Annotated in this window: 22 protein-coding genes and 2 pseudogenes; 17 read left to right on the top strand and 7 right to left on the bottom strand. The window is 69.0% G+C overall.

Annotation, left to right across the window (positions count from 1 at the left end):
• Positions 1 to 33: 33 nt before the first annotated feature.
• From FL344_RS03105 to FL344_RS03085, 5 genes are all read left to right on the top strand, one after another.
• A complete protein-coding gene (locus tag FL344_RS03105) occupies positions 34 to 648 on the top strand; it encodes an RNA polymerase sigma factor (protein WP_090488437.1) in 615 nt (204 codons plus the stop codon).
• Complete coding sequence (locus FL344_RS03100) at positions 645 to 953, top strand: anti-sigma factor (RefSeq protein WP_225888203.1); 309 nt, start codon at positions 645 to 647, stop codon at positions 951 to 953. Before FL344_RS03105 ends, FL344_RS03100 begins: the two co-directional genes overlap by 4 nt.
• Positions 950 to 2,026 (top strand): radical SAM protein, encoded by a 1,077-nt coding sequence (locus FL344_RS03095; protein ID WP_090488439.1) that lies wholly within the window; start codon positions 950 to 952, stop codon positions 2,024 to 2,026. Before FL344_RS03100 ends, FL344_RS03095 begins: the two co-directional genes overlap by 4 nt.
• Positions 2,027 to 2,151: 125 nt before the next feature.
• Entirely contained in the window at positions 2,152 to 2,772 is a 621-nt protein-coding gene (locus FL344_RS03090) for a DedA family protein (protein WP_141589340.1), read from the top strand.
• 113 nt (positions 2,773 to 2,885) lie between these two features.
• Positions 2,886 to 4,997, top strand: a complete 2,112-nt coding sequence (locus FL344_RS03085; protein ID WP_228564737.1) for a hypothetical protein — start codon at positions 2,886 to 2,888, stop codon at positions 4,995 to 4,997.
• A gap of 36 nt (positions 4,998 to 5,033) precedes the next feature.
• On the opposite strand, the gene FL344_RS03080 is transcribed toward FL344_RS03085, so the two are convergent.
• On the bottom strand, positions 5,034 to 8,180 hold the full coding sequence (locus tag FL344_RS03080) for an ABC transporter substrate-binding protein (RefSeq protein ID WP_141617452.1): 3,147 nt from the start codon (positions 8,178 to 8,180) through the stop codon (positions 5,034 to 5,036).
• A gap of 62 nt (positions 8,181 to 8,242) precedes the next feature.
• Between FL344_RS03080 and FL344_RS03075 the strand changes: the two genes are divergently transcribed.
• Positions 8,243 to 9,268 (top strand): lasso peptide biosynthesis protein, encoded by a 1,026-nt coding sequence (locus tag FL344_RS03075; RefSeq protein ID WP_141617451.1) that lies wholly within the window; start codon positions 8,243 to 8,245, stop codon positions 9,266 to 9,268.
• A 9-nt stretch (positions 9,269 to 9,277) separates the two neighbouring features.
• On the opposite strand, the gene FL344_RS03070 is transcribed toward FL344_RS03075, so the two are convergent.
• Positions 9,278 to 10,303 (bottom strand): arginine N-succinyltransferase, encoded by a 1,026-nt coding sequence (locus FL344_RS03070; protein ID WP_090488449.1) that lies wholly within the window; start codon positions 10,301 to 10,303, stop codon positions 9,278 to 9,280.
• A gap of 256 nt (positions 10,304 to 10,559) precedes the next feature.
• Between FL344_RS03070 and FL344_RS03065 the strand changes: the two genes are divergently transcribed.
• From FL344_RS03065 to FL344_RS03050, 4 genes are all read left to right on the top strand, one after another.
• A complete protein-coding gene (locus tag FL344_RS03065; RefSeq protein WP_141617450.1) occupies positions 10,560 to 11,690 on the top strand; it encodes a heparin lyase I family protein in 1,131 nt (376 codons plus the stop codon).
• A gap of 750 nt (positions 11,691 to 12,440) precedes the next feature.
• A complete protein-coding gene (locus FL344_RS03060; RefSeq protein WP_141617449.1) occupies positions 12,441 to 13,028 on the top strand; it encodes a hypothetical protein in 588 nt (195 codons plus the stop codon).
• Positions 13,029 to 13,340: 312 nt separating this feature from the next.
• Complete coding sequence (locus FL344_RS03055; RefSeq protein WP_141617448.1) at positions 13,341 to 14,936, top strand: serine hydrolase; 1,596 nt, start codon at positions 13,341 to 13,343, stop codon at positions 14,934 to 14,936.
• 82 nt (positions 14,937 to 15,018) lie between these two features.
• Positions 15,019 to 16,302 (top strand): TIGR04013 family B12-binding domain/radical SAM domain-containing protein, encoded by a 1,284-nt coding sequence (locus tag FL344_RS03050; RefSeq protein WP_141617447.1) that lies wholly within the window; start codon positions 15,019 to 15,021, stop codon positions 16,300 to 16,302.
• A 47-nt stretch (positions 16,303 to 16,349) separates the two neighbouring features.
• Here FL344_RS03050 and FL344_RS03045 read toward each other — a convergent pair whose 3' ends face one another.
• Positions 16,350 to 17,765 (bottom strand): HEAT repeat domain-containing protein, encoded by a 1,416-nt coding sequence (locus FL344_RS03045; RefSeq protein ID WP_194862970.1) that lies wholly within the window; start codon positions 17,763 to 17,765, stop codon positions 16,350 to 16,352.
• A gap of 266 nt (positions 17,766 to 18,031) precedes the next feature.
• On the bottom strand, positions 18,032 to 18,217 hold the full coding sequence (locus FL344_RS03040; protein WP_141617445.1) for a hypothetical protein: 186 nt from the start codon (positions 18,215 to 18,217) through the stop codon (positions 18,032 to 18,034).
• On the opposite strand from FL344_RS03040, the gene FL344_RS03035 reads away from it, so the two are divergent.
• The 6 genes and pseudogenes from FL344_RS03035 to FL344_RS03010 all read left to right on the top strand — a co-directional run bounded on the left by FL344_RS03035 (position 18,179) and on the right by FL344_RS03010 (position 20,042).
• Positions 18,179 to 18,700, top strand: a complete 522-nt coding sequence (locus tag FL344_RS03035; protein WP_368667412.1) for a transposase — start codon at positions 18,179 to 18,181, stop codon at positions 18,698 to 18,700. The genes FL344_RS03040 and FL344_RS03035 overlap by 39 nt on opposite strands.
• 23 nt (positions 18,701 to 18,723) lie before the next feature.
• Complete coding sequence (locus FL344_RS03030) at positions 18,724 to 18,897, top strand: hypothetical protein (RefSeq protein WP_194862969.1); 174 nt, start codon at positions 18,724 to 18,726, stop codon at positions 18,895 to 18,897.
• Between the two features lie 94 nt (positions 18,898 to 18,991).
• Positions 18,992 to 19,195, top strand: a pseudogene (locus tag FL344_RS03025) (DUF2380 domain-containing protein); the annotation flags it as partial.
• An 8-nt stretch (positions 19,196 to 19,203) separates the two neighbouring features.
• Positions 19,204 to 19,326, top strand: a pseudogene (locus FL344_RS03020) (double-CXXCG motif protein); the annotation flags it as partial.
• A 67-nt stretch (positions 19,327 to 19,393) separates the two neighbouring features.
• Complete coding sequence (locus tag FL344_RS03015; RefSeq protein ID WP_011556377.1) at positions 19,394 to 19,732, top strand: hypothetical protein; 339 nt, start codon at positions 19,394 to 19,396, stop codon at positions 19,730 to 19,732.
• A 67-nt stretch (positions 19,733 to 19,799) separates the two neighbouring features.
• Entirely contained in the window at positions 19,800 to 20,042 is a 243-nt protein-coding gene (locus tag FL344_RS03010) for a hypothetical protein (protein ID WP_141617442.1), read from the top strand.
• A gap of 3 nt (positions 20,043 to 20,045) precedes the next feature.
• Here the strand turns inward: FL344_RS03010 and FL344_RS03005 are convergent, their stop codons facing one another.
• From FL344_RS03005 to aceB, 3 genes are all read right to left on the bottom strand, one after another.
• A complete protein-coding gene (locus tag FL344_RS03005; RefSeq protein WP_194862968.1) occupies positions 20,046 to 20,453 on the bottom strand; it encodes a hypothetical protein in 408 nt (135 codons plus the stop codon).
• Positions 20,454 to 20,631: 178 nt separating this feature from the next.
• A complete protein-coding gene (aceA, locus tag FL344_RS03000; RefSeq protein WP_141589328.1) occupies positions 20,632 to 21,918 on the bottom strand; it encodes an isocitrate lyase in 1,287 nt (428 codons plus the stop codon).
• 57 nt (positions 21,919 to 21,975) lie between these two features.
• Positions 21,976 to 23,601 (bottom strand): malate synthase A, encoded by a 1,626-nt coding sequence (gene aceB, locus FL344_RS02995; RefSeq protein WP_141617440.1) that lies wholly within the window; start codon positions 23,599 to 23,601, stop codon positions 21,976 to 21,978.
• Between the two features lie 248 nt (positions 23,602 to 23,849).
• Between aceB and FL344_RS02990 the strand changes: the two genes are divergently transcribed.
• Entirely contained in the window at positions 23,850 to 24,203 is a 354-nt protein-coding gene (locus tag FL344_RS02990) for a PspC domain-containing protein (RefSeq protein ID WP_228557770.1), read from the top strand.
• Positions 24,204 to 24,284: the final 81 nt, after the last annotated feature.

Raw genomic sequence — 24,284 nt, 5'->3', positions numbered from 1 at the left:
GCGGGCTTTCTGGCTGGTCAGGTGCGCCCCGCCATGTCCGACGAGGCCGTCATGGGCGAGGACCGTCAGCTCCTCGCTCGCGCACAGGATGGGGATGTTTCCGCCTTCGAGGCCCTGGTGGATGCCCACCGGGACAAGGTGTATGGCCTGGCGCTCCGGATGACCCGTTCGGAAGCCGATGCGGCCGAAATCACCCAGGACACCTTCCTGTCCGCCTACCAACACCTGAAGGATTTCCGGGGGGATGCGGCCTTCGGTTCCTGGGTGCACCGCATCGCCGCCAACCATGCGCTCATGCGCCTGCGCCACCGCCGCGTGGCCCAGGCAGCCGAGCAGGAGCTCCAGGGCCCGGAGTTCACCGAGCGGGGCTCCCTGGCGGAGTATCCCCAGACGGATTGGAGCCGGGACGCCGAGGAGAAGGCCCTGGACGCCGAGCTGGGCTCCGCCATCCAGCAAGCCTCGGACCGCCTGCCCGAGGGGTACCGGGAGGTCTTCCTCTTGAAAGACGTGGAGGGCCTCAGTTACGAACAGATTGCAGAGGCGACGGGGGACTCCATCCCCGCCATCAAGAGCCGGTTGCACCGGGCACGGCTCGCGCTCCGTGAAGCCATCGACGCTTTCTACAACCGGGATAGCCGCGAGTTGTGAAACGCGACGAAGCGCTCGGCATCATCGAGAGGAACGAGGGCGCGCCGCAGCCAGCCGAGGTTCGGATGTACAACTGCAAAGATTCCATCAACCTCCTGCTGCAATTCCTCGACGGAGAGATGTCTCCCGAGGACACACAGCACTTACGTGAGCACCTGCGCGGATGCAGTCCCTGTGTGGACTTCCTGCGCACCTACCGGGCCACACCCGGGCTGTGCAAGAAGGCGCTGGCGGCGAAGATGCCGAAGGAAGTCTCCGAGAAGCTCACCGAGTTCCTTCGCTCCAAAATCAAGTCCGCCTCGTGAACCTGAAGTCATTGTCGTTGCAGGAGCTGGAGGCCGCGCTCGCGCCGCTCTCCCCGTCGCCCGCCGCCGTCCGCAAGGTGTTCGCGGCCGTCTTCGCTCACGGCGCGCAGTCCGTGGAGGAGGTCGCTTCGGCCCGTCAGGTGCCGCGCCGCGTAGGAGACCACCTGCGTGCCCACGCGGAGATGCCGAAGCTGGCCATCGTCGAGCGCCGCCGCGCGGACGACGGCTTCGTGAAGTACCTCTTCGACTCGCCGCTGGGCGGACGTATCGAAGCGGTCCGCATCCCCATCTTCGATGAGAAGTACGTCATCTGCGTCTCCAGCCAGGTGGGCTGTGCGCTGGCGTGCGACTTCTGCATGACGGGGAAGTTGGGCTTCAAAAGGAACCTCCAGACCTGGGAGATATTGGACCAGGTGCTCCAGGTCCGGGAGGAAGCGGACCGGCCGGTGCGCGGCGTCGTCTTCATGGGGATGGGGGAGCCGCTGCTCAACTACAAGGAGACGCTGCGGGCCGCGGACATCCTGCGGCACCCGGCGGGGTTCTCCATCGCGGGCGAGGCGATTACCTTCTCCACGGCGGGCCATGTGCCGGCGATCCGCCGCTACGTGCGGGAGGGGCATCCGTACCGGCTGGCCTTCTCCGTGACGAGCGCCATCGCGGAGAAGCGGGCGAAGGTGCTGCCGATTGAGAAGACGCACCCGCTGCCGGAGCTCATCGCCGCCATCCGCGAGTACAGCGAGGTGCGGCGCGAGCGGGCGATGATCGCCTATGTCGCCATCAGCGGCTTCAACATGGGCCGCGAGGACGCGGAGGCGCTGAAGGCCGCCTTCGAGGGCATCCGCATCAAGGTGGACCTCATCGACGTGACGGACCCCACCGGGAAGTACCTGCCGCCCACGCCCGAGGAGCTGAGCGCGTTCCGCGACCACCTCCAGATTCTCAAGTCGCCGGTGGCGCGCCGGTACTCCGGTGGCAAGGAGATTGGCGCGGCGTGTGGCACGCTGGCGGCCACGCAGTACGGCGGCACGGTGATGCCGCGGCCCGCCGAGGCGCCTCCGTCCACGACGCCATGACGCGGGCCCCGCATGGGCCCCGGGGATGTTCACCGCTGGCGGGGCCAGGACGGAAGCACCTTTCGTGTTGGCGGCTTCCGACTTAAATCCGACGGAGCACGGCTCGCCGGAGGTTGCACGCTCGGATGGTGGAATTCATCGACCAGCTCATCTCGGCCCTGGGGCCCCTGGGCCTGCTCGTGCTGGGGCTGGCGGCGATGCTGGAGTACGTCGTGCCGCCCTTTCCCGGAGACACCATCACCCTGCTGGGGGGCGTGTACGCGGTGCGGGGTTCGCAGCCGTGGATGCTCGTCTTCCTGGTGGTGACGGTGGGCAGCGTGGCGGGCGCGGCCATCAACTACGCGGTGGGGCACTGGCTGGCGAAGCGCTTCGACGCCCACCCGGAGCGCAGCTTCTTCGGCATCACCCATGCGCGGCTGGAACAGGTTCAAGCGCGCATGCGCGTGAATGGGCCGTGGCTGCTGCTGGTGAATCGTTTCCTGCCGGGCATCCGGGGCCTCATCTTCGTCGCCGCGGGCGCCTCTCGCATGCCGCGCTTCAACGCGCTGGCGCTGGGCGCGGTGTCCGCCATGGCACATACCGGGCTGGTGCTGGGGCTGGGCGCGGCGGTGGGCGGCAATCTGGAGCGACTGACGGCGCTCGTCACCCGGTACCAGTACGCGGTGGTGGGACTGGTCGTCATTGGCGCCATTGGCGTGGGCATCCGGATGTTGGCCCGGCGCCGTGCCCCAGCGCCGGGGCCTTGAGTTCGTCTCACGACGGCGCCTTCGCGTTGCATTGCAGGGGCGCGCGGCCCCGCGCTTGAGTCGCGGGCATGCATCCGCAGGCGCGTTCCTGGAGTCCATTGTGGGTGGCGCTCATGCTCGCCGTGGGCGGGTGCCAGTCGGGGGACTCCGGGACGGGAGGCTCGCGTCAGGGGTTCCGGCCCCGGGATGCGGTGGTGGACTTCGGCCGTGTGCTGGAGGGGACGCAGGCGCGCCGCGCGGTGACGGTACTGGCCACGGGCCGTGTGGGCCTGACGGTGACGGCATCCGTGGAGGCGCCCTTCGCCGTGGTGACGTCCGAGGTGAGCGTTTCTGGCGGCGGAGCGACTGAAGTGGAGGTCGTCTTCACCGCGGGGCATGGGCCGTCGGAGGGGATGCTGCTGCTGTCAGGCGCGGGGCTGACGGAGTCCGTTCGCCTCACGGGCCTGGGCATCCGGCCCACGCCGTGTCCGGAGCGCCCCTGCTTCGACGCCCGCTTCGACGTGGCAGCAGGGATGTGCGTGGAGACGCCGCTGGAGGAAGGCGCCGCGTGCACGCCGGAGAGCCGCTGCCAGGTGGATGGCCGTTGCCAGGCGAGCGTCTGCGTGGGCCACCCGAGGACGTGTGATGACAACAACCCGTGCACGGTGGATGCGTGTTCGCCCACGCGGGGGTGTGTGACGTCGCGGGTGGCGTGTCCCGCACCGCAGAACCCCTGCAAGGTGGGGTTGTGCGACCGGGACGAGGGCTGCACGGCGGTGGACGCCGACGACTTCAGTCCTTGCGGCCCGGCGGACTGTCAGAAGGCGCGTCTGTGCTTCAGCGGCGCATGCCGGGAGGTGACGCCACCCGAGGGCTTCGTCTGCGCGCCCGCTACCGCCTGCCAGGGAGAAGGGACGTGCCAGGGCGGCGTGTGTCAGCGGCCGGACCCTGTCGAGCTCGCGCCGGAGCTCAGCCTGGAACTGGAAGGCGTGCCGGTGGCGGCGGACGGTGGGACGGTGTTGCTCGTCTCGGAGGACGCTCTCTACACCTCCGTGTGTGGCGGGGACGCGGGCTGCCAGTTGGTCGCGTACACGCGCTCTGGGCTGCTGCGGTACGCGTCTTCGTACCCGGATGGGGGCGCGCGGACGCTGCTGGCCGCGTCGGATGCGGGCGTGGTGGTTCATGCACCAGAGGGGCTCGAGGCCTATGCACCGCGCGGCTCCGGTGCGCGTCTTTGGCAGGCCTCGTGGGCGTCGCTAGGGGCGGGCGAGGGCCTGCCGCTAGGAGGCGCCGCCGCGAGCCACATCGCACTCACGCACGAGGAGGACATCCTCGCTTACGTCGCGTGGCGGGCCGTGCCGGATGCCGGCGGCGGGGATGATGGCGGCACCGCGCCCGAATTCGCGAGGCTCGTCTGGCTGTCGGGGCGCGAGGACGCTGGCACGTTGCTGGGCGCGTCACAGGTCGAAGCGTGGCGAGGAGAGGCGCGGCTGGGGCTGGACGTGCTGGGGACGGCCTATCTCTACACGGTGGATGGACGACTGGCGCGGGTGGAGGTGTCGCCAGGAGTGACAGATGGCGGTGGGGGGACTGAGTTGAAGTTGAGCGCGCTGCTGGATGGCGGTGTTCCGGATGGCGGTGCGTCACTGGCCATCGCGGGTGGGCGGCTGCTGGTGGGAGCGCGAGCCTTTGTGCCGGCGGATGGCGGCGTGCCCGTCATGCTCTCCGAAGGGGGCGGTGGCGCCAGCGCGCGGGTGCTCATCGCGGAGCCGGCGCTCCTGGCCACGGCTGGCCAGCTCTTCGCAAGGGCGTGTGCGCGCACGGACGGCGTTCCCTGCACGGCGCGGGAGGAGCGTGTCGTGCTTCGCGCCGTGGACCCGGAGTCCGGACACGTGGTGTGGGAGGTGGATGCGCTTCCGGATGAGGTGGCACCGGGCACGGTGTACGAAGCCGCGTTGCTTCAAGGGGGCGCGGTGGCGGTGCTCGCTGACGCCGAACTGCCGGAGGGCCACCAGGCCTGGATACAGTTCTTTGCTCAAGGTGCCCGAGTCGGAAGCTGCCCGCTTCCCAGTCGCCCGCGGGTGGCGGGTGCCGCGTTCCTGGGGCAGCACCTCTATGTCGTCTTGAACCGCGATGGCGTGTGGCGGCTGGAGTCGTACGGCCTGGGGCGGGACTTCACGACGGAAGACCGCGGCTGGCCGCAGCGCCATGGTGGACCCTCGCGGATGAGAAACGAATCTCCGTGATGCCGGCGTCGCGCGCCACCCGTGCCTCGGGCTGTCTCAGGTGGCGGCGTTCGGGTCGACCCAGAGGTCTTCGAAGCGCACCTGGGGCGGCGTCTGGTGCAGCCGCAGGCTCTGGACCGCGGGGGTCGCGGCCGCGTGGGCGCGGTCGTGGTACAGCGGGATGAGGGGGCAGTCCTCCTGGAAGAGCTGCTCCGCGCGCAGATAGAGCTGACGGCGCAGCTCCGGGTCGATGGAGACGCGGGCCTCGGCGGTGAGGCGGTCCAGCTCCGGGTTCCGGTAGCCCATGGGGAACACCGTCTGGGCGTTGGAGTGGAGGAGGAAGTGCAGGAAGGTGTCCGGGTCCGGGTAGTCGGCCAGCCAGCGGTTGCGGAAGGCGGGGAGGCGGCCCTCGGTCACCTGGGCCGTGTATTCCTCGAGCGACATCTCCACGTAGCGCAGCTCCAGAAGCCCGGCCTGGAGCAGCGGGCGGAAGAGCACCGCGTCCTCCGCGGAGTGGTCATTGCCGGTGGGACGGTGGAGCGTCAGCCGCAGCCTGCGCAGGCCTGCCTCTCGCAGCAGCCGCTCGGCGAGGGCCACGTCCGGTACGGGCGCGGGTCCCATGTCCGCGTTATCCAGCAGCTCGGGCGGGGTCAGCGAGCGAGCCACGCGCGCGCCGGGGTGGAACTGGCTCACCATGGCCGGGATGTCCATGCCCGCGCGGAGTGCGCGACGGACCCTCACGTCGTCGAAGGGCGCCTCCCGGTGGTTGAGCACCACGAAGGCCGTGGAGGGCGTGGTGCTCGCGGCAAGCTGGAAGGCCTCCAGGCCGGGCAGCTCCACATGCTCCGTGTCGAGGAACGACACCAGGTCCACCGCCCCCTGGCGCAGCAGCGCCACCGCCTCCTTGCGAGAGCCGGCGAGCAGGAACTCCAGCCGGTCCACCATCGGGCCGCCCGGGCGCCAGTAGGAGGGGTTCCGCTCCAGCACCACGTGCTCGGGTTCCAGGGCGAGGAGCCGGAACGGCCCGGTGCCCACCAGCCGCCCGTTGGCGTCCGTCCGGGCCACCGCGGTGGCGGTGAGCGCCATCAACTGGAGGAAGAACGCCTTGGGCTCGCGGAGGCGAATCTCCAGCGTGTGGTCGTCCAGCACTTCCAGGCCGGACACGTCGCGCGCCATGCCAGCGGCGTACTCCGGCGCGCCCTCCACGTCCTCCAAGAGGCTCCGGTCGGGCGAGCGGAGCGCCGGGTCCAGCAGCCGCTCCAGGTGGCGCTTCACGTCGCTCGCCGTCAGCAGCGTGCCGTCGTGGAAGGTGACGCCCCGGCGCAGATAGAAGCGGTAGCGGCGCGCGGAAGGGTCTGCGTCCCAGCGCTCGGCCAGGTCGGGCTCCAGCCCGCCGTCCTCTCTGCGCACCAGCGTGGAGAACACGCACGAGGTGAGCTCGGAGACCTGGTTCTCCACGCTGAAGAGCGGGTCCACCGCCTGGCGGTTCCGCAGCGACGCGGCCTGGTGCATGCCCACGCGCAGCGTCCCTCCGGAGTGGGGCGTGGGGAGCTTGAAGTGGTACACCTCCGCTTCCAGGCCCTCGGCTTCGTGGCCCAGTTGGTCCACCGTTCGCGTCAGCCCGTCGCCGATGCGGATGACCCGGCGTGCGTCCTCGCGCACCTGGGCGACTTCCTCGCGGATGGAGGCGTCGGCCTTGGTGAGCACCACGTTGGCGGAGCGCAACTCCTCCAGGGCGGCGCTCAGCCGCACCACCGACTCGGAGAGGTCGCGCCCGGTGCGCGCCTGGGCCTCCGCCTTCTGTGAGGCGCCCTGGCCCACGCGGGCCATCTCCTGCGTCTGGCGCAGCAGCTCGCGCGCGTGGCCGGACTGTTCGATGGCCATGCGCGTGACGTTCTCCACCCGCAGGGCCACGCGGCGGCTGGCTTCAACGACTGTGGCACCCTGCGCCTCCAGCCGTTGCGTCTCCGCCACCGTGGCTTCAACGGCGGTGAAGGTGCGCTGGGTGATGGTGCGAATCTCCACCAGGGCCTCGGCGGCACGGTCACCCAGGGCCACACCGGCGGTGGCCCGCTCGCGGCCTTCCTGCACCAGCGCCACCGCCGTCTGTACGGCGTCGCGCACGCCCGCCACCATGGCGCCGATTTCGCGGGTGGAGCGCGTGGTGCGCTCGGCCAGGTTGCGAATCTCGTTGGCCACCACGCCGAAGGGCCGCCCCTGCACGCCCGCCTGGGCGGCGATGATGGCGGCATTGAGGGCCAGCAGGTTGGTCTGGTCCGCAATCTCCTGGATGACGTCGACGATGCGGCCGATTTCCGTCGAGCGCGTGCCCAGCATCTCCATCAGCTCGGCGGCCTTCCGGACCGTCTCCTCCACCCGGTACATGCCCTTGACGCTGTCGCCCACCAGCACCTCGCCGCGCTCGGCGGTGGCCGTCACGGCGATGGCCAGCTGGTTCGTCTCATTGGCACGGCGGCGCACGGAATCGATGCCGCCTTCCACGGCGGCGACGAAGTCCTCGGCCTCGCTGGCGAAGCGGCCCAGCTCGTCACCGGACGCGGCGATGTTGGCCATCCGTTCGGCCATGGCCTGCATCAGCGACGTGGTGTTGTGGGCGAAGGTGTTGACCTGGGCCAGCGAGTCCACCACCTGCTCCAGTCGCTCCGTCATCTCCAGCAGCGCGCCGGTGGTGTCGACGGCGAAGACCTCCAGTTGGTGTACCCGCTTGCCCGCCACCTGGAGGCTGCCGCCCATGCCGCTGACGGACTCCAGCGTGCGCTCCACCGCGCCGCCCTGCCGCCGCGCGGCCTCCAGCAGCATCCGGGCCTGCCCGCTCACGTCCGTGCTGGTGCGGTGCAGGTTGGCCGTCACCCGCTGCACCTGCGCCAGGGCGCGCCGCAGGGACAGGATGAGGCGGCGCACGTCCTCGTGGCCTTCATAGCGAGGCCCCACCGTGGTGGTGAGGTCGCCCTCCGCCAGCCGCGCCATCACCTGGCGGCGCACCCGCCGCCGCTGCGCCGCCCAGCGGAACCACGCGAGGTATCCCCCCGCGAGATAGAGCGCGGGCGTGGCGAGCAGCACCACCGCCCAGGTGGCATTCGGAAGCGGCGCCCCGGACACGGCTCGCAGCATCCCCCCCAGGAGGAGCGCGGAGACCAGCCCTGCCGCCAGGCCGAACGTGAACAGGTACCGTTTGGCGCCCATGAAGGAGTGGAACGCTACTCCGCCTTCTCGCGCCGGTCCTCAAAACGCCGCACACTGGGGCCGTGGCCACCCTGCTTGCCCTGCTGCTGCTGACGCTTCCGGTAAAGCCAGAGAATCCCGGCAGCGCTGGCGCGCCATCCGCGCCCCAGGCGGATTCCACGCGTTACGTCTTCGCCTGGCGCGGCGTGCCGGTCGGTACGGTGACGCTGAAGCTGGCGCCGGGCCGTTTTACCTACGTCAGCCAGCACCTGCACACCCGCGCCGGAAAGGCGGGAGCGCGCCGCCGGGAGCAGTCCCTGGAGGTGGACGCCCAGGGGCGGGTGCGTGGCTCGCCGGCGGTGCCGCAGGCGCTGTGGCTCTGGAAGGGCGTGCCCGCCGTGGGGTGTGTCGTGGGGCGGGAGGAGCTGACGGGCCGCGAGGGCCCGCACTGCGTCACCCGGGTGGAGGACCGGCGCGTGGAGGGAACGTTGTTGGGGACGGCCTTCCAGGCCCGCTATGGGGCGGACGGCCGGATGGAGGCGCTGGAGGTGGGCGACTCGCGCTTCACCGTGGCCGCGCCTGGGGAGCGGCTGCGCGCGCCTCCCGAGCTCTTCGCGGATGGGCTGCCCGTGGAGGGGGCCCGAGGCGCGCTGTCACTGGAGCCGCCGCTCGACGTTCCAGCGCGGCTCGTGGGGCTGACGCCGTGGAGGGCGGCGGCGGCGCGGGCGCTGGCGGCCGAGGTCCACGCGGCCTTCCCGGAGAAGACGCCCGGTGGCGCGGACTGGAGCGAGGACGGCGAGGGCGAGGCGGGCGGGTGCCTGGCGCACGCGCTGCGCTTCGCGGCGGGGGCCCGTGCTCGGGGCGTGAAGGTGGCGCTGGTGCACGGGCTGCTGGTGGTGGACGGCGGGCCGGCGCGCCCCCACGCCTGGGTGCGCGTGGCGCTGGCGAAGGGCGGGACGTTGGATTTGGACCCGACGTCCCTGGACGAGGTGTCACCGCAGACGCACCTGCCCATCGCCCTGGCGGAGGCGCAGGGCCCCGCGCTGGAGGCGGGGGCGCGCTGGCTGTCGCTGCTGCGCGGGGCGCACCGGGTGGTGCGCCAGCCGTGAGGCAGCGGGTTACTCGAAGGGGATGATGGACACCTTCGCGCCGGCCTGGATGTCCAGGACCTCCTTGGCTCGTGCGGGCAGGAAGGCCTGGGTGTTCTCCAGGCGGGCCTGGCAGCGCACGGCGCGGAAGCGGTTGCGGCCGGAGTCACTCTCCGCCGCGACGAGGACGTCATCCCCCTCCAGGTCGAAGTCCTCCTCCGCCACCTTGAGCGTGCGGAACTTGCGCACGAGGGAGATGTCGGCGGTGTTGGCCTCGAAGTGGGGACCGCCGTCGAACGGGTCGATGCGCTCCATGTACTTGAAGCCGATGCGCTCCAGCATGCGCTGCACGCCGCGCGTCTGCGGGCCCACCTCGCCCAGGACCTTCTGCACGCGCGCGGGGAAGAGCGACGCGTAGATGTCCGAGGCGGGGAAGAGCTCCTTGATGAACTCCTTGTTCTGCCGGCTGAGGCGGTCCGCCTCCTGGTAGGTGAGGCCGGTGAACTTCTTGCCGCAGGCCTCCCACAAGAGGCTGCGGCCGTCCGGCAGCAGCGGCGGCAGCAGCTCCGCCAGCACGCGAGGGCGGAAGAGCCGCCGGTGCATGGCGATGAAGAGGAAGCGCCCGTACGACAGCTGCTTGCCGGGCTTGTCCGGCGTGGCGCGGTAGGGCGGGTCCACGACGAGGCCGCCCACCTCGGTGGGGCCCTCGTAGTTGTAGGCGATGGAGAGGACCTTGTGGCGAAGGTGACGGGAGAGGGACGCGGAGTAGTGCTCGCGCTCGCTCACCTCGTAATAGATGTGCGGAGCCTCATAGGTGCCGTGCTGCGCGATGATCATCGACGTGCCGATGATGAGGCTGTTGCGCACGTCTTCGAGCACGAAGAGGTACTCGCGCTCGAAGGGGTTCTTCACCTTGCCCGCGAAGCTCTTCACCGACGTGTCCACGATGGCCGACAGCGTTTCCTCGTTGTTCGGCAGGTTCACCGTGTTCAGCACGGCCGCGAGCCTTTTGAGCCCGGGCAGGTCGGTCTTCTGTACGTCACGCAGGACAAGCATGGGGACACTCGGGGCGCCCCCGGAACGGAGCGCCGGAAAGTGCGGACTATACCCCACACCTGCCGCCAGTCAGCTTGAAGGTTGACCGGCGTGTTGATGACGCGACGTGTTGCTGTCGGCTTGCCAGGACGCCCGTAGTGTGTCAGCCGCCCTGCGCTCGACGTGAAACATGGCGTGAAACATTCAAGGCCTTGCATGCCCGCCTGCCCTCTTGCCGGCCCAGCGGGAAGGATTTCGCGGGGGAATGAAGCAGTGAATGGTTTGCGGTACCGTGTGCCGGTTGTTGCATTCCAAACCTTTGCGAGGATGTGTTTTGAGAGCCTTTATCCCCGGATGGCTTGTGATGTGGTGCGTCCCCGGGCTCGCCATGGCAGGCGTCGTGTGGCGGGGGGACTTCGAGACGGGGGACCGCTCGCAGTACTCCCGCGCGCAGATGGTGAACGCGGACCGGCTGCAGGTGGTGACGTCACCCGTGGCCGAGGGCAAATACGCGCTGAAGGCGACGGTGCATCAGGGCGACGACCCCATCAACGCCAGCGGGAATCGCAACGAGCTGGTCTACCTCAGCAACGAACCGGTGGGCTCGGAGTACTACTACCGCTGGAAGGTGATGTTCGCGAACGACTTCCCCAGCGTGGACACCTGGCAGCTCTTCACCCAGTGGCACCACGACGGATGCTGTGGTTCGCCGCCGGTGGAGTTCTACGTGAAGGGGGAGGAAATCCGGCTGTCGCTCCCCGGCACCAGCGAGATTCCGTGGCGCACGAAGCTCACCCGAGGCGTGTGGCACGAGTTCATCCTGCACGCGAAGTGGTCGTCCGACCCGAAGGTGGGCTTCGTCGAGCTGTGGCACAACAAGGAGTTGGTGCTGCCCAAGCGCGGCGCGATGACGATGTACTCGGGGCAGCGCAACTACCTGAAGCTCGGGCTCTACCGGAGTGACACCGTGAAGCCGGTGGGCGTCGTCTACCATGATGGTTTCATCCAGGCGACGGCGCTGTCGGACGTGCTCGAGCAGAAGCCGGAGCCGCCACCCGTGGACGCGGGCTCGCCCATGGACGCTGGCTCGCCCGAGGACGCGGGGACGTCGATGGACGCGGGGACGCCCATGGACGCCGGCTCGCCCGAGGACGCGGGCAGCGTGGACCCGGACCCCGTGGACGCGGGTGGGGCCGAGGAGCCGGGGCCGCAGCCGGAGGCGGACGCGGGGACGCCAGCCTGGGATGCGGGCACGGAGCCTGGGCCGAACGTGCCCCCGCCCGGAGGCATCTCCTCGGATGAGGGCGCCGCGGCACAGTCGGGGTGCAGCAGCACCGGTGGCTCCGCGGCGGCCTTCGCGCTGCTGGGGCTGATGGGCCTGGCCGGCTACCGCCGCCGCAAGGGCTGAGCCTCCCGGGGCGCGCGGGCCCTCGGGCTCGCGCGCCATCGTGGGGAAAAGTGAGGGACGCGGCGCGCTCCACGTGTCCGGAGCGCTCGCACCCACGGGTGAGGTCGGCTCGCCCGGGAAGGTCCGTCCGGCTCCGAAGCGGTGCGCCGCTCTCGTTCGAGCCATGAACCCGACGTGATACGTCTCATGCCTCCCGTATCGAAGCCGAGGCGGCCGGTGGAGCGCTACTCCAGGCGTGAACTCCAGCCTGATTCCTGACGGACTCAGAGTGTGTCTGACGTGTCAGCAGCGCTCCGTGCCGGTCCTCTGCTTGTGAGCAGCAAGGCCAATGACCTGACAGGTCTGAAAGGGGCCTGTCGGGTGCGGACTCGCCCGTCACGGGCCGTGTCGTGGCGCTCCCTGGCCTCACTGTGGGAGGTGGCGACCTGATGAGGCGAGTCCAGGCATTCGCACGATTCCATGTGCTGCGGCTGGAATGGAGGTGGATTGCGTCTGGGATTGGGGTGGACTCAAGCGTTCGGGGGCAATGAATTGCATGGAGAGGGTTGGCGTTCCGGCGGTTGGCGCTGACGCGTCAGTCGCAGGGCGCAATTCCTGGCTCGATGCGAGCTTCAGAGGAAGCAGGGGCAGGGCAATCGATGGCATGTGCGTTGCTTTGGTGAGTGTCAGGCGGGATGAACTCCTTGCCGTGAACCCGATGTGAGGGTTCAGGAACGACATACATCAACCACGCGAAGGGATTGGTGCGACATGCTGAAGATCAGCTTCCTGATTGATTCCAACACGCTTCCCAAGGGAGGGGCCTCCATCGGTGCCGCGGTCGCGATCAAACATCCGACGTTCCTCCTGAACGACAAGACCCATCCCCACCAGGATGACCCCGACTACGCGGTGCCCGTCCAGAGTGGGGAGAACGTCCGCATCTACATCCAAGAGGCGAATTACGGCTCGACCGGGGGGATCGCGCCCAATGGCATCATCGTGCGGAGGTTCAACGATGTTCCGCTCACGGACGCCATCATGAACGACGCCAGGCAGCGGCCCATCGACATCCCCAACTTCGATTTGGATCTGGGCCCCATTCCGGATTTCATTGGTTACAACACCGAGGAAACCCCGAAGTGGACCCAGACGCCTCCCTCCTGGGCCTGGCCCAACATGCCGCTCATTGACCAGGAACTCCGGGCGGGCTGGACGCCCACCTACGTTCCGTACGTCACGTTCAATGCCAGCAAGCTCGTGAGCGGTTTGCTCGAGTACGGAGTGGTGTTCGCGCTGACGAGGGACGGGGCGAACGTCCAGTACTTCTACTTCGACCCCTTCCTCAAGATCGGCTAGTCGAGCTGATAATCCCTTCAGCGCACGCGCTGCCCGCGCAAGCCAGTAGCTGCTGATGTCGCTGGACTTGCACGACGCCGCGCAGAAAGCCACCGCTGCCGTCCGGGCCTCGATGGAACCCGGGCGGCCAGCGGTGGCCCCGCGCCGTCTGATGGCGCGGGCGCTTGAGTGGCGGCCGCATGCCTCGTCCCTCTCCGGCCCGGCGTCAGTGCCCTCGCAGGGGATTGATGCCGCTTCGCCCTGTCGTGCGGGCCATGCAATATCGGCGCTTCCGGTGCGTAGTTCGAACAGGCCCGTCCCCGGGGAACGCCCATGCGACACAGTCTCTACCTCCCGCTCTGTACCTTGCTGGCCTGTGCCCACACGCAACCCGTGGCCACGCCCGCTTCGACTCCAGTCCCTGCCGTGCAGCCGGCGCCAGCAGACCCCGAGTCCCAGCTCTGCGAGGCGTTGCAGCGGGCTGGCAGGGCGATGGATGCCGGGCGCTTCGACGCCGCGCTCTCGGAGATGCAGCGGCTGTGGGAGGGGGGGCGCCAGACGGACGAAGTGGCATGGTTCGCCGCCTACGCCTCGCTGGGTACAGGCGACGACGCCGCGGCCTTCCAGTGGCTGGAGCGCGCCGTCGAGCGGGGGATGGGCTCGCCGGGCGACCTGCTGCACGACAAGTCCCTGGAGCCGTTGCGGCGGATGCCGGGCTACGACGCGCTGGTGGCGCGGGCGCGAGAGAACGCGCTGAAGGCGCGCGCCGAGGGCAACGTTGGGGCGGGACTGGAGAAGGCGACGCCCGCCGAGGCGGGGCTGTCGGAGCCGGCGCTCGCGGCCTTCGTGAAGGCGGCCGAAGAATCGGGCTCGTCGGCCCTGGTGGTGCTCCGCCACGGCAAGCTGGTGGGGGAGTGGTACTTCGGCGGCGAGACGCAGCGCATCGAGTCCATGTCCGCCACCAAGGGCGTGGTGGCGCTGGCCATCGGGCTGCTCATCGACGAGGGCCGCATTCCTTCCGTCGACGCGCCTGTCTCCGCCTTCTTCCCGGAGTGGAAGGACGGCCTCAAGGGGAAGGTCACCTTGCGGCACCTGCTCAGCCACACTTCGGGGCTGGCCGCGAACGCCAGCGCGATGGACATCTACGAATCGCGGGACTTCGTCCGCTACGCGCTGGACAGCCACGTGGTGGACGTGCCGGGCAGCCGGTTCTTCTACAACAACAAGGCCACCAACCTGCTGGCGGGCGTGGTGGAGCGCGCCTCGGGCGAGAAGCTGGACGCCTATCTCATGCGGCGCCTCTTCGAGCCGCTCGGCATCCGTGACGTGTTCTGGCAGAAGGACCCGTCCGGCAATCCGCTGGGCATGTCCGGCCTGCGCCTGCACCCCGTGGACTTCGCCAAGGTGGGCCAGTTGATGCTCCAGCGGGGCGTCTGGCAGGGGCAGCGCATCCTGAGCGAGGCCTGGATTCAGGAATCCACCGCCGCGCCATCTCAGGCCCACACCCCCACGGCGGGCTTGTTGTGGTGGCTCGTCTACGACAAGGCGTTCCGCGTGCTGGGGCAGGACATGGTGAACGAGGCGCGTCGCAACGGCATGCCGGAGGCGTCGCTGTCCCGCCTGCGGGACGTGGTGGACAAGCCGATTCCCTCCGGGGACTTCATGCAGGTGCTCTCCGAGCGGCTGGGCGGGATGAAGGGCGTCATGGCGTTCATGGAGAAGAGCGCCCGCATCCCGCTGCGCACGCACGTGGAGGGCTCGCCCCGGGGTTACTCCGCGCGAGGCTCCTTCGGGCAGCTCCTGCTGGTGGCGCCGGAGCAGGACCTGGTGGTGGTGCGCATGGCTGTGCCGGACGGGCGGGTTCCCCCAGACGTCATGGAGTTCCCTGCATTCAACACGTTGGCCCTCTCGCTGGTGCCTTCTCCCTGACGGGCCACGGGCGCACGCGGCGGGCCCGGCTGCCTGCCCGTGTGCCTGCGCCGCCGGCCCTGTGGCATAAAGCGCTTCCAGCATGCAGCCATCTCGCCGTGTTTCGCTCGTCCTGAGCTACCAGTACCCGGGTAAGTACGCCTTCACCGTGCTTGCGGGCGCCGTGGAGTCGGACCCGGCGCTGGCGGACGTGACGCTGTACTTTCCGCGCAGCCGCGAGACGCTGCTGGACACGATTCGCGAGCGCGTGGACGCCGGAGACACGGTGGTGGCGGCGTGGTCTTTCTACTCGGCCAGCTTCGCCCCGGCGGCGGAGGAGCTGGCATGGGTGTGTGAGCGGCTGGGGGGACGGGACGTGCTGTGCATCGCCGGCGGCGTGCACGCCACGGCGGAGACGCTCCAGACGCTTCAGGCGGGCTTCGACCTGGTGGCGGTGGGCGAGGGTGAGTACTCCCTGCGCGCCTTGCTCGGCCGGGTGCTGCGCGGCGAGGAGCCGCGTGAGACGCACGGCGTCGCGTATCTGAAGGACGGGAAGCTGGTGCAGCACGGCCGAGGGGAGGGCGTGCAACTGGACGACTTCCCGCCCTTCGCGGCGCGCAACGGGCAGTACGGCGCCATCGAGATTACGCGCGGCTGCATCTACGCGTGTCGCTTCTGCCAGACGCCGTTCATGAGCAAGGCGCGCTTCCGCCACCGCTCCGTGGCCAACGTGGCGCACTGGGCGCGGGAGCTGCGGCGCTCGGGCCGGCGCGACATCCGCTTCATCACGCCCACCTCCATGTCCTACGGGACCGCCGACGAGTCGGTGAACCTGGACGCGGTGGAGGCGCTGCTTGCCGCCGTGAAGGAGGCCATGGCGCCCGATGGGCGCGTCTACTACGGCACCTTTCCGTCGGAGGTCCGCCCCGAGCACGTCACGCCCGAGGCGCTGGCGCTGCTCAAGCGCTACGTCCACAACGACAACCTCATCATCGGCGGCCAGTCCGGCTCCGAGCGCATCCTCCAGAGCACTCGCCGGGGGCACGACGTGGAGACGGTGGTGCGCGCCACCCGCATCGCGGTGGAGTGTGGCTTCGTGCCCAACGTGGACTTCATCCTCGGGCTGCCCGGCGAGGAGCCCGCGGACGTGGATGCCACGGTGGCGCTGATGGAGAAGTTGGCGGGCCTGGGCGCGCGCGTGCATGGGCATACATTCATGCCGCTGCCGGGGACGCCCTTCCGTGATGCGCCGCCCGGGTCGGTGGATGAGGCGACACAGCGCAAGCTGGACCGGCTGGCCTCGCAGGGGCGCTTGTATGGGCACTGGAAGCAGCAGGTCGCGCTCGCCGAGGGCATTGCCTCACGCCGTCGCCCGCGTGCGGGGTAAGGGCCGCGCGGAACGGGCAAGACAGACCTGAAGTCTACCCCATGACGTCAGGGCTGTGCCTCGCGTCGAACCAGGTGCTGCGCGAGCAGGTCGCCCAGGAACTCGCAGAGGTAACCTCGCTGTACCAATTCCAGGAGCGCGGAGAGGTCCTCGTCCGTGCCCAGTTGGGAGAGCGCCACGACGGCTTCCCTGAGTTCAGGAGAGAGGAACGGCGTTGAGCAGCAGGGGTAGAGGTCCTCGTCCCCTCGCGAAGGTGCTTGGGCAAGCACGTCCATGAACAGAGGCCGGCTGGCTTCCCCGTCCAGCACTCCGAGCCACCGGAGCGCCTGGGCACGCACTCCTGGGGCCGCTGCTTCACGCGCCAGGGGCCGAAGCACTTCCAGCCACTGGCGCTGCCCCTGCTGGACGAGCCCCGCGAGCGCATGCAGCCGGACCTCGGGATGCGCGTCATTCGTCAGGGAGAGGAGGCGGTCGGTCCACGCCGCGCTGGCTTCACCGAGCATCACCAGCCCCGCGATGGCCAGGGGGCGCGCTTCCGCGTCCGGTCCTTCCAGCGCGTCGAGGAACAGGGGCCGCGCGTCCGGGGCTCGCGAGTCCAGCGCCAGCCGGAGGACGCTGACGATGAGAGACGTATTGCCAGGATAGCGCATGGCCACCCGGGCCCAGCGCATGGCCATGGCCGGGTCGTGGTCGCACAGCTGTTCGAGCAGACTCCTCCGGGCGTTCTCCTCCAACTCGAAGTCACACAGCCACCGGGGCAGGACGCGCCGCCGCGCTTCGTTCCATTGCCCCAGGACAGGCAGTGCCCAGTCGAAGGCGGGCGGATGCGCCAGGATGCCGTAGGGCGCGAGTCCGGCTGCTCTCTCCATCCGGACGACGGAGTCAAGCCGACGCAACAGCCTGTCATCTCCGAAGTGGGCTCGCAGCTCCTCCAGGGGAAGCATGAGTCCTTCCGCCGCCCCGTGACGAAGCGCGGGGTTCGCGCCCACGAACCGTGACAGCTCGTCGCGCGACATCTCCCACCCCCACGCGTTCCGCATGACCTTCCGCTCCAGGGCCTCGGCACTCAGGTCCTGGCTCCACGTCATCAGGAGCGCCCAGGCCTCGGGCCGCTCCCGCTGGGAGAAAGCCACGTCGAAGTTGAAGTCATGACCCTGGTCGCCCTCGGCGTCGATGAGGGGACGGTCGACTTCGTACCAATGCGCGAACAACCAATCGACGTAGGCGCGAGGCTGCGGAACTTGAATGAATGGGAATGTGCAGAGGAGACGTGCCCGGTCGTGGGGGGACAACCGGAGCAGCATGTCCTTCAGCGGTGTCGTGAAAGCGTCGAGCCTCGCGTAGCGCAGGGCCACTTCCAACGAGAGGCCCGTGCCGATTGCACGAACGTGCTCCTCGTGGAGCCGGGCCAGCTCCGCTCCCGAAAGCCACAGGCCCTGCTGCGCCCCGACCGTCAGCGCCATGCTCTGGAGGTCTGGATATGTTCCCCGATCGAGGATCATCGACCGCAGGAGCGGAAGGGGCGCGCCGCCGACGATGCCAAGCAGCCAGAGCGCTCGGTTTCGTGAGTCGGAGGATTCCGGGGGAGTTGTTTCCAGCAGGTTGAGCAACTGCGCGCGGAGGTGCTCGCGCGAGGACCACACCAGACGGGACTGCGAGGACACACAGGACGCCGGATTGGGTCCGGTTGGCGAGGCCGGCCGCGAACACGCGGGATGCTGCTTACAGCCTATACCACCCAGGCCCGGCGACCAGAAGCCCCCCACGGCGCTCCGTCGTCGTAGGCGATAGACCGTCCGCTGATAGACGCGATCGACTCCGACGCCAGGAACGTCACCAGCGCCGCGAACTCCTCCAGCCTGCCCAGCCGCCGTGGCTGACGAAGCACGGACGCGCCACCTCGCTCCTGTGGCATACGGCCCTCAAAAGTGGCCTGACCGGCAACCGGAACGAGGCGGAGGACCTGGTGCTGCGCTGGCTTCGCGAGGTGCTGCCCGAGGGCGTCAAGGTGACGGTGCTGGCTGACCATGGCTTTGGGGATGTCGAGTTGTTCGAGTTGCTGAACGCGGAGCTTGGCTTCGATTTCGTCATCCGCTTCCGCGAGTGCATCCACGTCGAGGATGCGAAGGGCGTCGTGCGGACCGCTGCCGAGTGGGTCCCCCGGAGTGGACGCGCGACGGCTTTGAAGAACGCGACCGTCACAGCCCGGCGCTACGGCCTCACGGCCGTCGCGGTGGTGAAGGCGCCTGGGATGAAGGATGCCTGGTGTCTGGCCACGAGCTTTGCGGCCAGCGCCGCGGAGTTGGTGAAACTCTACGGGCGGCGCTTATCGATGGAGAGAGCTTCCGCGATGCCAAGGACTGGAGATTCGGTAAGGGCCTGTCCTCCGCTCGTCTGAAGGACCCGGAGCGGCGCGACCGATTGCTGCTGGTGAGTGCGATGGCCGTGGCGCTGCTCACCCTGCTTGGGGCGGCCGCCGAGGACGCCGGCCTGGACCGGATGCTCGAGGCGAACACCGTCACCAGGCGCACCCATTCGCTCTTCAACCAGGGGCTGTATTTCTACGGCGCGCTGCCCATGATGAAAGACCATTGATTCGAGCCTCTGATGAGGCGTTTCGGCGAACTCGTCCTTGAGCAGATGTTCTTCAGAGAGGTCTACGCCGTCCTATGTACGAGGGGATGTCTCAGGGGATGGGCAGCAGCTGCCTCGGGGCGCTGTCATGCTGTTCCCCAGTTGGGGTGGTGCGTGGAATCAGGCGTGGCGCGACTTCAGAGGTCGCAACCCAGGCGCGTCTCCTGAAGAGATCTTCAAGTACGCAGGGGAACTCATCTATCGCTCCCAGCTCATGAGCGGACCCATCCGGCCCTATTATTCTCGGCCTGGAACGTGAGGATGCCGGACCGCGACGTCTTCCGCGTGGGCAACTTCGCGACCGTGATGGTGGGCACCGAGCGATTCAAGGAGGCGGTGCAGCGCTTGGAGCTGGAGGGCATCACCTTCCGTGAGCTGCCCACCCGCTAGGCGCTCGCAAGGGGGCCCGTCACTTCCACGCGCCTCCGCTCCGCCAGGCGCTTAGGATGGGGACGCGATGTCCACCGACCAGGCACCTCCCTACTGGCTCCTCATCTCCGTCCTCTTCAGCAACCAGCCGCTGTCGCCCTCGCTGGCGATGACGCTGCACCAGGTGGCCTACGAACTCCACCAGCGCGGTGAGGGCGCCAAGGAAGTGGCCGGGGACATGGTGAGCGGCCGGGTGGTGAACCTGCGCAAGGACGTGTCCTTCGGCGGCATCGCCGGGCCGGCCTTCGAGGCGGAGATCGAGACCGAGCGGGGCTCCGGCGTCGTCCGCTTCGTCCTCACCCGGCAGGGGCTGGAGATGATGAAGCAGCAGCCCGCCGAGCCGCCCCGGCCCAAGTACCTCAACTGAGCCAGCGCGGGCCCGCCCGCCTGCCCGCCCCCTGCTCGCGGACGGTGGGCGTCTCCACTTTGGAGACATGGACCCCAAGGACTACCTCAAGCGCAGCGCGGGCATCCCGCTGGATCCGAAGAAGCAGAAGGACCCCGAGGAAGACGGCGAGCGCGTCCCCGCCGAGGGGCGCGCCGAGTTCCTCAACGATGTCTCCGAGCACAACGGCGGTCAGCGCACCGACGTCGAATTACCGTGGCGCAAGGGCCCCGAGCTGCAACGAGGCCAGCGCGACGCCTACAACGCGGAGAGCGACAAGAAGAAGGGGTGACCCTTACTCCCGGTCGAGGTCCACCTTCATCTTGTTGCCCATGTGCAGGATGGAGTTCGACAGCGTCGCGGCGGACATCTCCGCCAGCTCCATCAGGACCTGCTCCTGCTGCGCCTGCTCCGAGCCGGCCGGGGCCTGGGACGCCGGGCCCCGCGAGCCGTCCTCGGAGATGGGCCCGCGGCCCACGGCGGACAGGTAGGAGTTCAGGAGGCCGTTGTTCGGCGAGCTGCCCACCGAGGCGAGCGCCGAGGCGACCACCGCGCCCCCCGACACCATCAGCGGATCCCCAGGCCGGTTGGCAGGGGCCATCGGGTTCACCAGCGCGCCAAAGCTCGTGCTCGCGGCGCGGCTCTGCGCCTGCGTGGTGGCGGGCTGAATCATCGGACCGGTGAAGGAGTTGATGCGGGTCATGGCGCCTCCGTCTCGGCCCGGGACGCGCACCACGCACGTGTCGGACCTCTCGAAACCCCATTATCGCCCGGCCGCCGGCGAAGTTGCGCGAAAGGCCGAAAACGCCCGAAGGCCGCGGACTTACGGGCGTGCTCCCCGTCAGCCGCGGCCTTCTTGGGACTTCAGGAGGCGCCGTTGCCTAGAACTGGTGGGCCTCGGTGGACTCCGTCAGGGCGAGCGTGCTGGCGTTGCCGCCGCAGATGGCCTCGGCCACCTGGTCGAAGTAGCCGGTGCCCACCTCGCGCTGGTGGCGGGTGGCGGTGTAGCCGTCCTTCTCCGCCGCGAACTCGGCCTGCTGCAGCTCACTGTAGGCCGCCATGCCACGGTCCTTGTACTTCCGCGCCAGCTCGTACATCCCGAAGTTGAGCGCGTGGAAGCCGGCCAGGGTGACGAACTGGAACTTGTAGCCCATGGCGCCCAGCTCGCGCTGGAACTTCGCGATGGTGGCGTCGTCCAGGTTCTTCTTCCAGTTGAAGGACGGCGAGCAGTTGTAGGCCAAGAGCTTGTTCGGGTACTTGGCGCGGATGGACTCGGCGAACTTCTTCGCCTGGGCCAGGTCCGGGGTGCTCGTCTCGCACCACACCAGGTCCGCGTACGGCGCGTACGCCAGGCCGCGGGCGATGGCGCAGTCCAGGCCGCCGTTGAGGCGGTAGAAGCCTTCCGGGGTGCGGCCGGACTTCTTGTCGATGAAGGCGTGGTCGTACTCGTCCGCGTCGCTCATCAGCAGCTTGGCGCTGTCCGCGTCCGTGCGGGCCACCAGCAGCGTGGGCACGCCCATGACGTCCGCCGCGAGCCGGGCCGCGTTGAGGGTGCGGATGAAGTGGCTGGTGGGCACCAGCACCTTGCCGCCCATGTGGCCGCACTTCTTCTCGCTGGCCAGTTGGTCCTCGAAGTGCACGCCGGCGGCGCCCGCTTCAATCATGCCCTTCATCAGCTCGAAGGCGTTGAGCGGGCCACCGAAGCCGGCCTCGGCGTCGGCGATGATGGGCGCGAACCAGTAGCGGTCCTTGCGGCCCTCCGCGTGGTCAATCTGGTCCGCGCGGCGCAGGGCGTTGTTGATCTTGCGGACCACGGTGGGGACGCTGTCCACCGGGTAGAGGCTCTGGTCCGGGTACATCTGCCCCGCGGAGTTCGCGTCCGCCGCCACCTGCCAGCCGGACAGGTAGATGGCCTTCAGGCCCGCGCGCACCATCTGCACCGCCTGGTTGCCGGTGAGCGACCCGAGCGCGTTGATGTAGTCCTCGGTGTGGAGCAGCTCCCAGAGCTTCTTCGCGCCCAGCTCCGCCAGCGTGTGGCTGACGGTGATGGAGCCGCGGAGCTTCTCCACGTCCTTCGGGGCGTAGTTGCGCTGGATGCCCTCGAAACGCCGCGCGTGGAGCTTGGCGTGAGGGGAGGCATCGGCGGTCGTCGGAGTGGCGTCGTACATCGTGGGCTCCTCGCTACGGTAAAAGTGGTGGGTTGCTGCTGCGAAAGTGCGAAGGGTTCAGCGTTGGGCTTCCAGGGCGTCGTAGGCCGGCAGGGTGAGGAAGTCCTCGAAGGTGCTGGCGGTGGAGAGCTGCTCGAAGAGCACGCGCGCGCGCTCCAGGTGGGCGGCGCCGTAGTGCTCCTTGGCGCCTTCCTTCTCGAGGCGGCCCATCTCCTCGCCCAGCGCGTCGCGGAAGAGGGCGGGCGTCACCTTGCGGCCGTCCTCCAGGGTGGCGCCGTGGTGGATCCACTGCCACACCTGGGCGCGTGAGATTTCGGCGGTGGCCGCGTCCTCCATCAGGTTGTAGAGCGGCACGCAGCCCAGGCCGCCCAGCCACGCGGCGGTGTACTGGATGCCCACGCGGATGTTGTGGCGCAGGCCTTCCTCGGTGCGCGTGCCGGACGGCACCTTGAGCAGCTCCGCCTCGCCAATCTTCACGTCCTCGCGCTTGTTGGAGAGCTGATTGGGGCCCTTCATGTGCGAGTCGAAGATGTCGCGCGCGATTGCAACGAGGCCGGGGTGCGCCACCCACGTCCCGTCGTGGCCGTTCTTCACCTCGCGCAGCTTGTCCGCGCGGACCTTGTCCATGACGGCGTCGTTGGCCGCCGCGTCCCCCTTGATGGGGATGAAGGCCGCCATGCCGCCCATGGCGTGCACGTTGCGGCGGTGGCAGGTCTGGATGAGCAGCTGCGAGTAGGCGTTGAGGAACGCCTTGTCCATCGTCACCTGGCCGCGGTCGGGCAGCACCACGCGGGTGTCCGACTGGAGCGTCTTGATGAAGCTGAAGATGTAGTCCCAGCGTCCGCAGTTGAGGCCGGCGGAGTGCTCGCGCAGCTCGTAGAGGATTTCGTCCATCTCGAACGCGGCGGGCAGCGTCTCGATGAGGACGGTGGCCTTGATGGTTCCGCGCGGGATGCCCAGCTCCGCCTGGGCCAGGTGGAACACGTCGTTCCACAGCCGGGCCTCCAGGTGGCTCTGCATCTTCGGCAGGTAGAAGTAGGGGCCGGTGCCGCGCTCGAGCTGCTCCCGGGCGTTGTGGAAGAAGAAGAGCCCGAAGTCGAACAGCGAGCCGGAGATGGGCTTGCCGTCGATTTCGATGTGCCGCTCCGGCAGGTGCCAGCCGCGGGGGCGCACGAAGAGCACGGCGCGCTTCGGGTTGAGGGCGTAGTGCTTCCCGTTCTCCGCCGTGAAGGAGATGGTGCCGCGCACGGCGTCGCGCAGGTTGATTTGCCCGCGCACCACGTTGTCCCAGGTGGGGCTGTTGGCGTCCTCGAAGTCCGCCATGAAGACATTCGCCCCGGAGTTCAGCGCGTTGATGACCATCTTCCGGTCCACCGGGCCGGTGATCTCCACGCGGCGGTCCTGAAGGTCGGCGGGCAGGGGAGCCACCGTCCAGTCGCCCTCCCGGATGGCCTTCGTCTCCGGCAGGAAGTGGGGCCGCTCTCCCTTGCTCCAGGCCGCCTGCACCGTCTTGCGGCGCTCCAGGAGGGCCAGCCGGCGCTCGCCGAAGTTGCGGGCCAGCTTCGCCACGAATTCCAGGGCCTCGGGCGTGAGGACCTCGGCGTAGTCGGGGTGCCAGGGCCCCTTCACCACCACTCCCGGTCCGAACGCCGGGGGATTCACAGAGGGGGCTTGGTCCGACATCTGAGCTCCTTTGGCTAGGTGCGTTGTAAATCTGCTGTGACGGCTCGGAAAATGAGTCCTACGAGGGCAAAAAGGAAGTGCGGAGTGAATCTTTGCCTGCTTGCCTGTAACTGTGTCAACAGCCGGTGTGTTAAATCTGTAAATCAACAGATCGTCCCCGGAGCGTATGCAATGGGGTGCACCAGGGCGCGTAGGTAGGAATGAGGGCCACGGACGCCAAGTGGGAGTGGCCCCAGAAGGGAGATGTGATGGACGCCAAGAGACGCTGCGCCACCTGCACCGAGGAAGTGAGCCTGGAGGTCCGGAGGTGCCCGCGCTGCGGCGCGCGCACGGAGCCCATGCACCGGGGCGTGGATGGGCGGCTGCTGACCGGGGTGTGCGCGGCGCTGGGGCGGGAGCTGGGTGTGGACGCGGCGCTGATTCGCGTGGGCTTCGTGGTGGCGCTGGCGGTGTCCGGGGGCACCGCGCTGATGGTGTACCTGCTGCTGTGGGCCTTCACGCCGCCGTCGGCGACGGGCACCGCGCCCTTGCGGCGCACGTACAGCTGGCTGTCCGGTCTGGGCAATTCGGAGCGCACGCCCCGCGTCGAGCGCCGGGTGTAGTGCTCAGCGTCCAACGGAGAAAATCACGCCGGAGCCCTGCCTGAAGGCTCCGGCCTGTTATTCGATGGGGCCCACCCTTCT

This window comes from Myxococcus sp. AB036A (genome assembly GCF_006547355.1).
In the GTDB taxonomy this organism is placed as follows: Bacteria; Myxococcota; Myxococcia; order Myxococcales; family Myxococcaceae; genus Myxococcus; species Myxococcus virescens.
Note: the sequence above shows the minus strand (reverse complement) of the source record. Positions and strands in the feature narration are given on the sequence as shown.

What these genes read in the sequence shown, in the direction of transcription:
- FL344_RS03040 (WP_141617445.1), bottom strand. Translation starts at nt 18,217, where the DNA reads ATGCCACAGGAGCGAGGTGGCGCGTCCGTGCTTCGTCAGCCACGGCGG.
- FL344_RS03055 (WP_141617448.1), top strand. Translation starts at nt 13,341, where the DNA reads ATGCGACACAGTCTCTACCTCCCGCTCTGTACCTTGCTGGCCTGTGCC.
- aceA (WP_141589328.1), bottom strand. Translation starts at nt 21,918, where the DNA reads ATGTACGACGCCACTCCGACGACCGCCGATGCCTCCCCTCACGCCAAG.
- FL344_RS03070 (WP_090488449.1), bottom strand. Translation starts at nt 10,303, where the DNA reads ATGCTTGTCCTGCGTGACGTACAGAAGACCGACCTGCCCGGGCTCAAA.
- FL344_RS03090 (WP_141589340.1), top strand. Translation starts at nt 2,152, where the DNA reads ATGGTGGAATTCATCGACCAGCTCATCTCGGCCCTGGGGCCCCTGGGC.
- FL344_RS03060 (WP_141617449.1), top strand. Translation starts at nt 12,441, where the DNA reads ATGCTGAAGATCAGCTTCCTGATTGATTCCAACACGCTTCCCAAGGGA.
- FL344_RS02990 (WP_228557770.1), top strand. Translation starts at nt 23,850, where the DNA reads ATGGACGCCAAGAGACGCTGCGCCACCTGCACCGAGGAAGTGAGCCTG.
- FL344_RS03085 (WP_228564737.1), top strand. Translation starts at nt 2,886, where the DNA reads ATGCTCGCCGTGGGCGGGTGCCAGTCGGGGGACTCCGGGACGGGAGGC.
- FL344_RS03010 (WP_141617442.1), top strand. Translation starts at nt 19,800, where the DNA reads ATGGACCCCAAGGACTACCTCAAGCGCAGCGCGGGCATCCCGCTGGAT.
- FL344_RS03050 (WP_141617447.1), top strand. Translation starts at nt 15,019, where the DNA reads ATGCAGCCATCTCGCCGTGTTTCGCTCGTCCTGAGCTACCAGTACCCG.
- FL344_RS03065 (WP_141617450.1), top strand. Translation starts at nt 10,560, where the DNA reads ATGGTTTGCGGTACCGTGTGCCGGTTGTTGCATTCCAAACCTTTGCGA.
- FL344_RS03045 (WP_194862970.1), bottom strand. Translation starts at nt 17,765, where the DNA reads ATGGCGCTGACGGTCGGGGCGCAGCAGGGCCTGTGGCTTTCGGGAGCG.
- FL344_RS03105 (WP_090488437.1), top strand. Translation starts at nt 34, where the DNA reads ATGTCCGACGAGGCCGTCATGGGCGAGGACCGTCAGCTCCTCGCTCGC.
- FL344_RS03005 (WP_194862968.1), bottom strand. Translation starts at nt 20,453, where the DNA reads ATGACCCGCATCAACTCCTTCACCGGTCCGATGATTCAGCCCGCCACC.
- FL344_RS03015 (WP_011556377.1), top strand. Translation starts at nt 19,394, where the DNA reads ATGTCCACCGACCAGGCACCTCCCTACTGGCTCCTCATCTCCGTCCTC.
- FL344_RS03080 (WP_141617452.1), bottom strand. Translation starts at nt 8,180, where the DNA reads ATGGGCGCCAAACGGTACCTGTTCACGTTCGGCCTGGCGGCAGGGCTG.
- aceB (WP_141617440.1), bottom strand. Translation starts at nt 23,601, where the DNA reads ATGTCGGACCAAGCCCCCTCTGTGAATCCCCCGGCGTTCGGACCGGGA.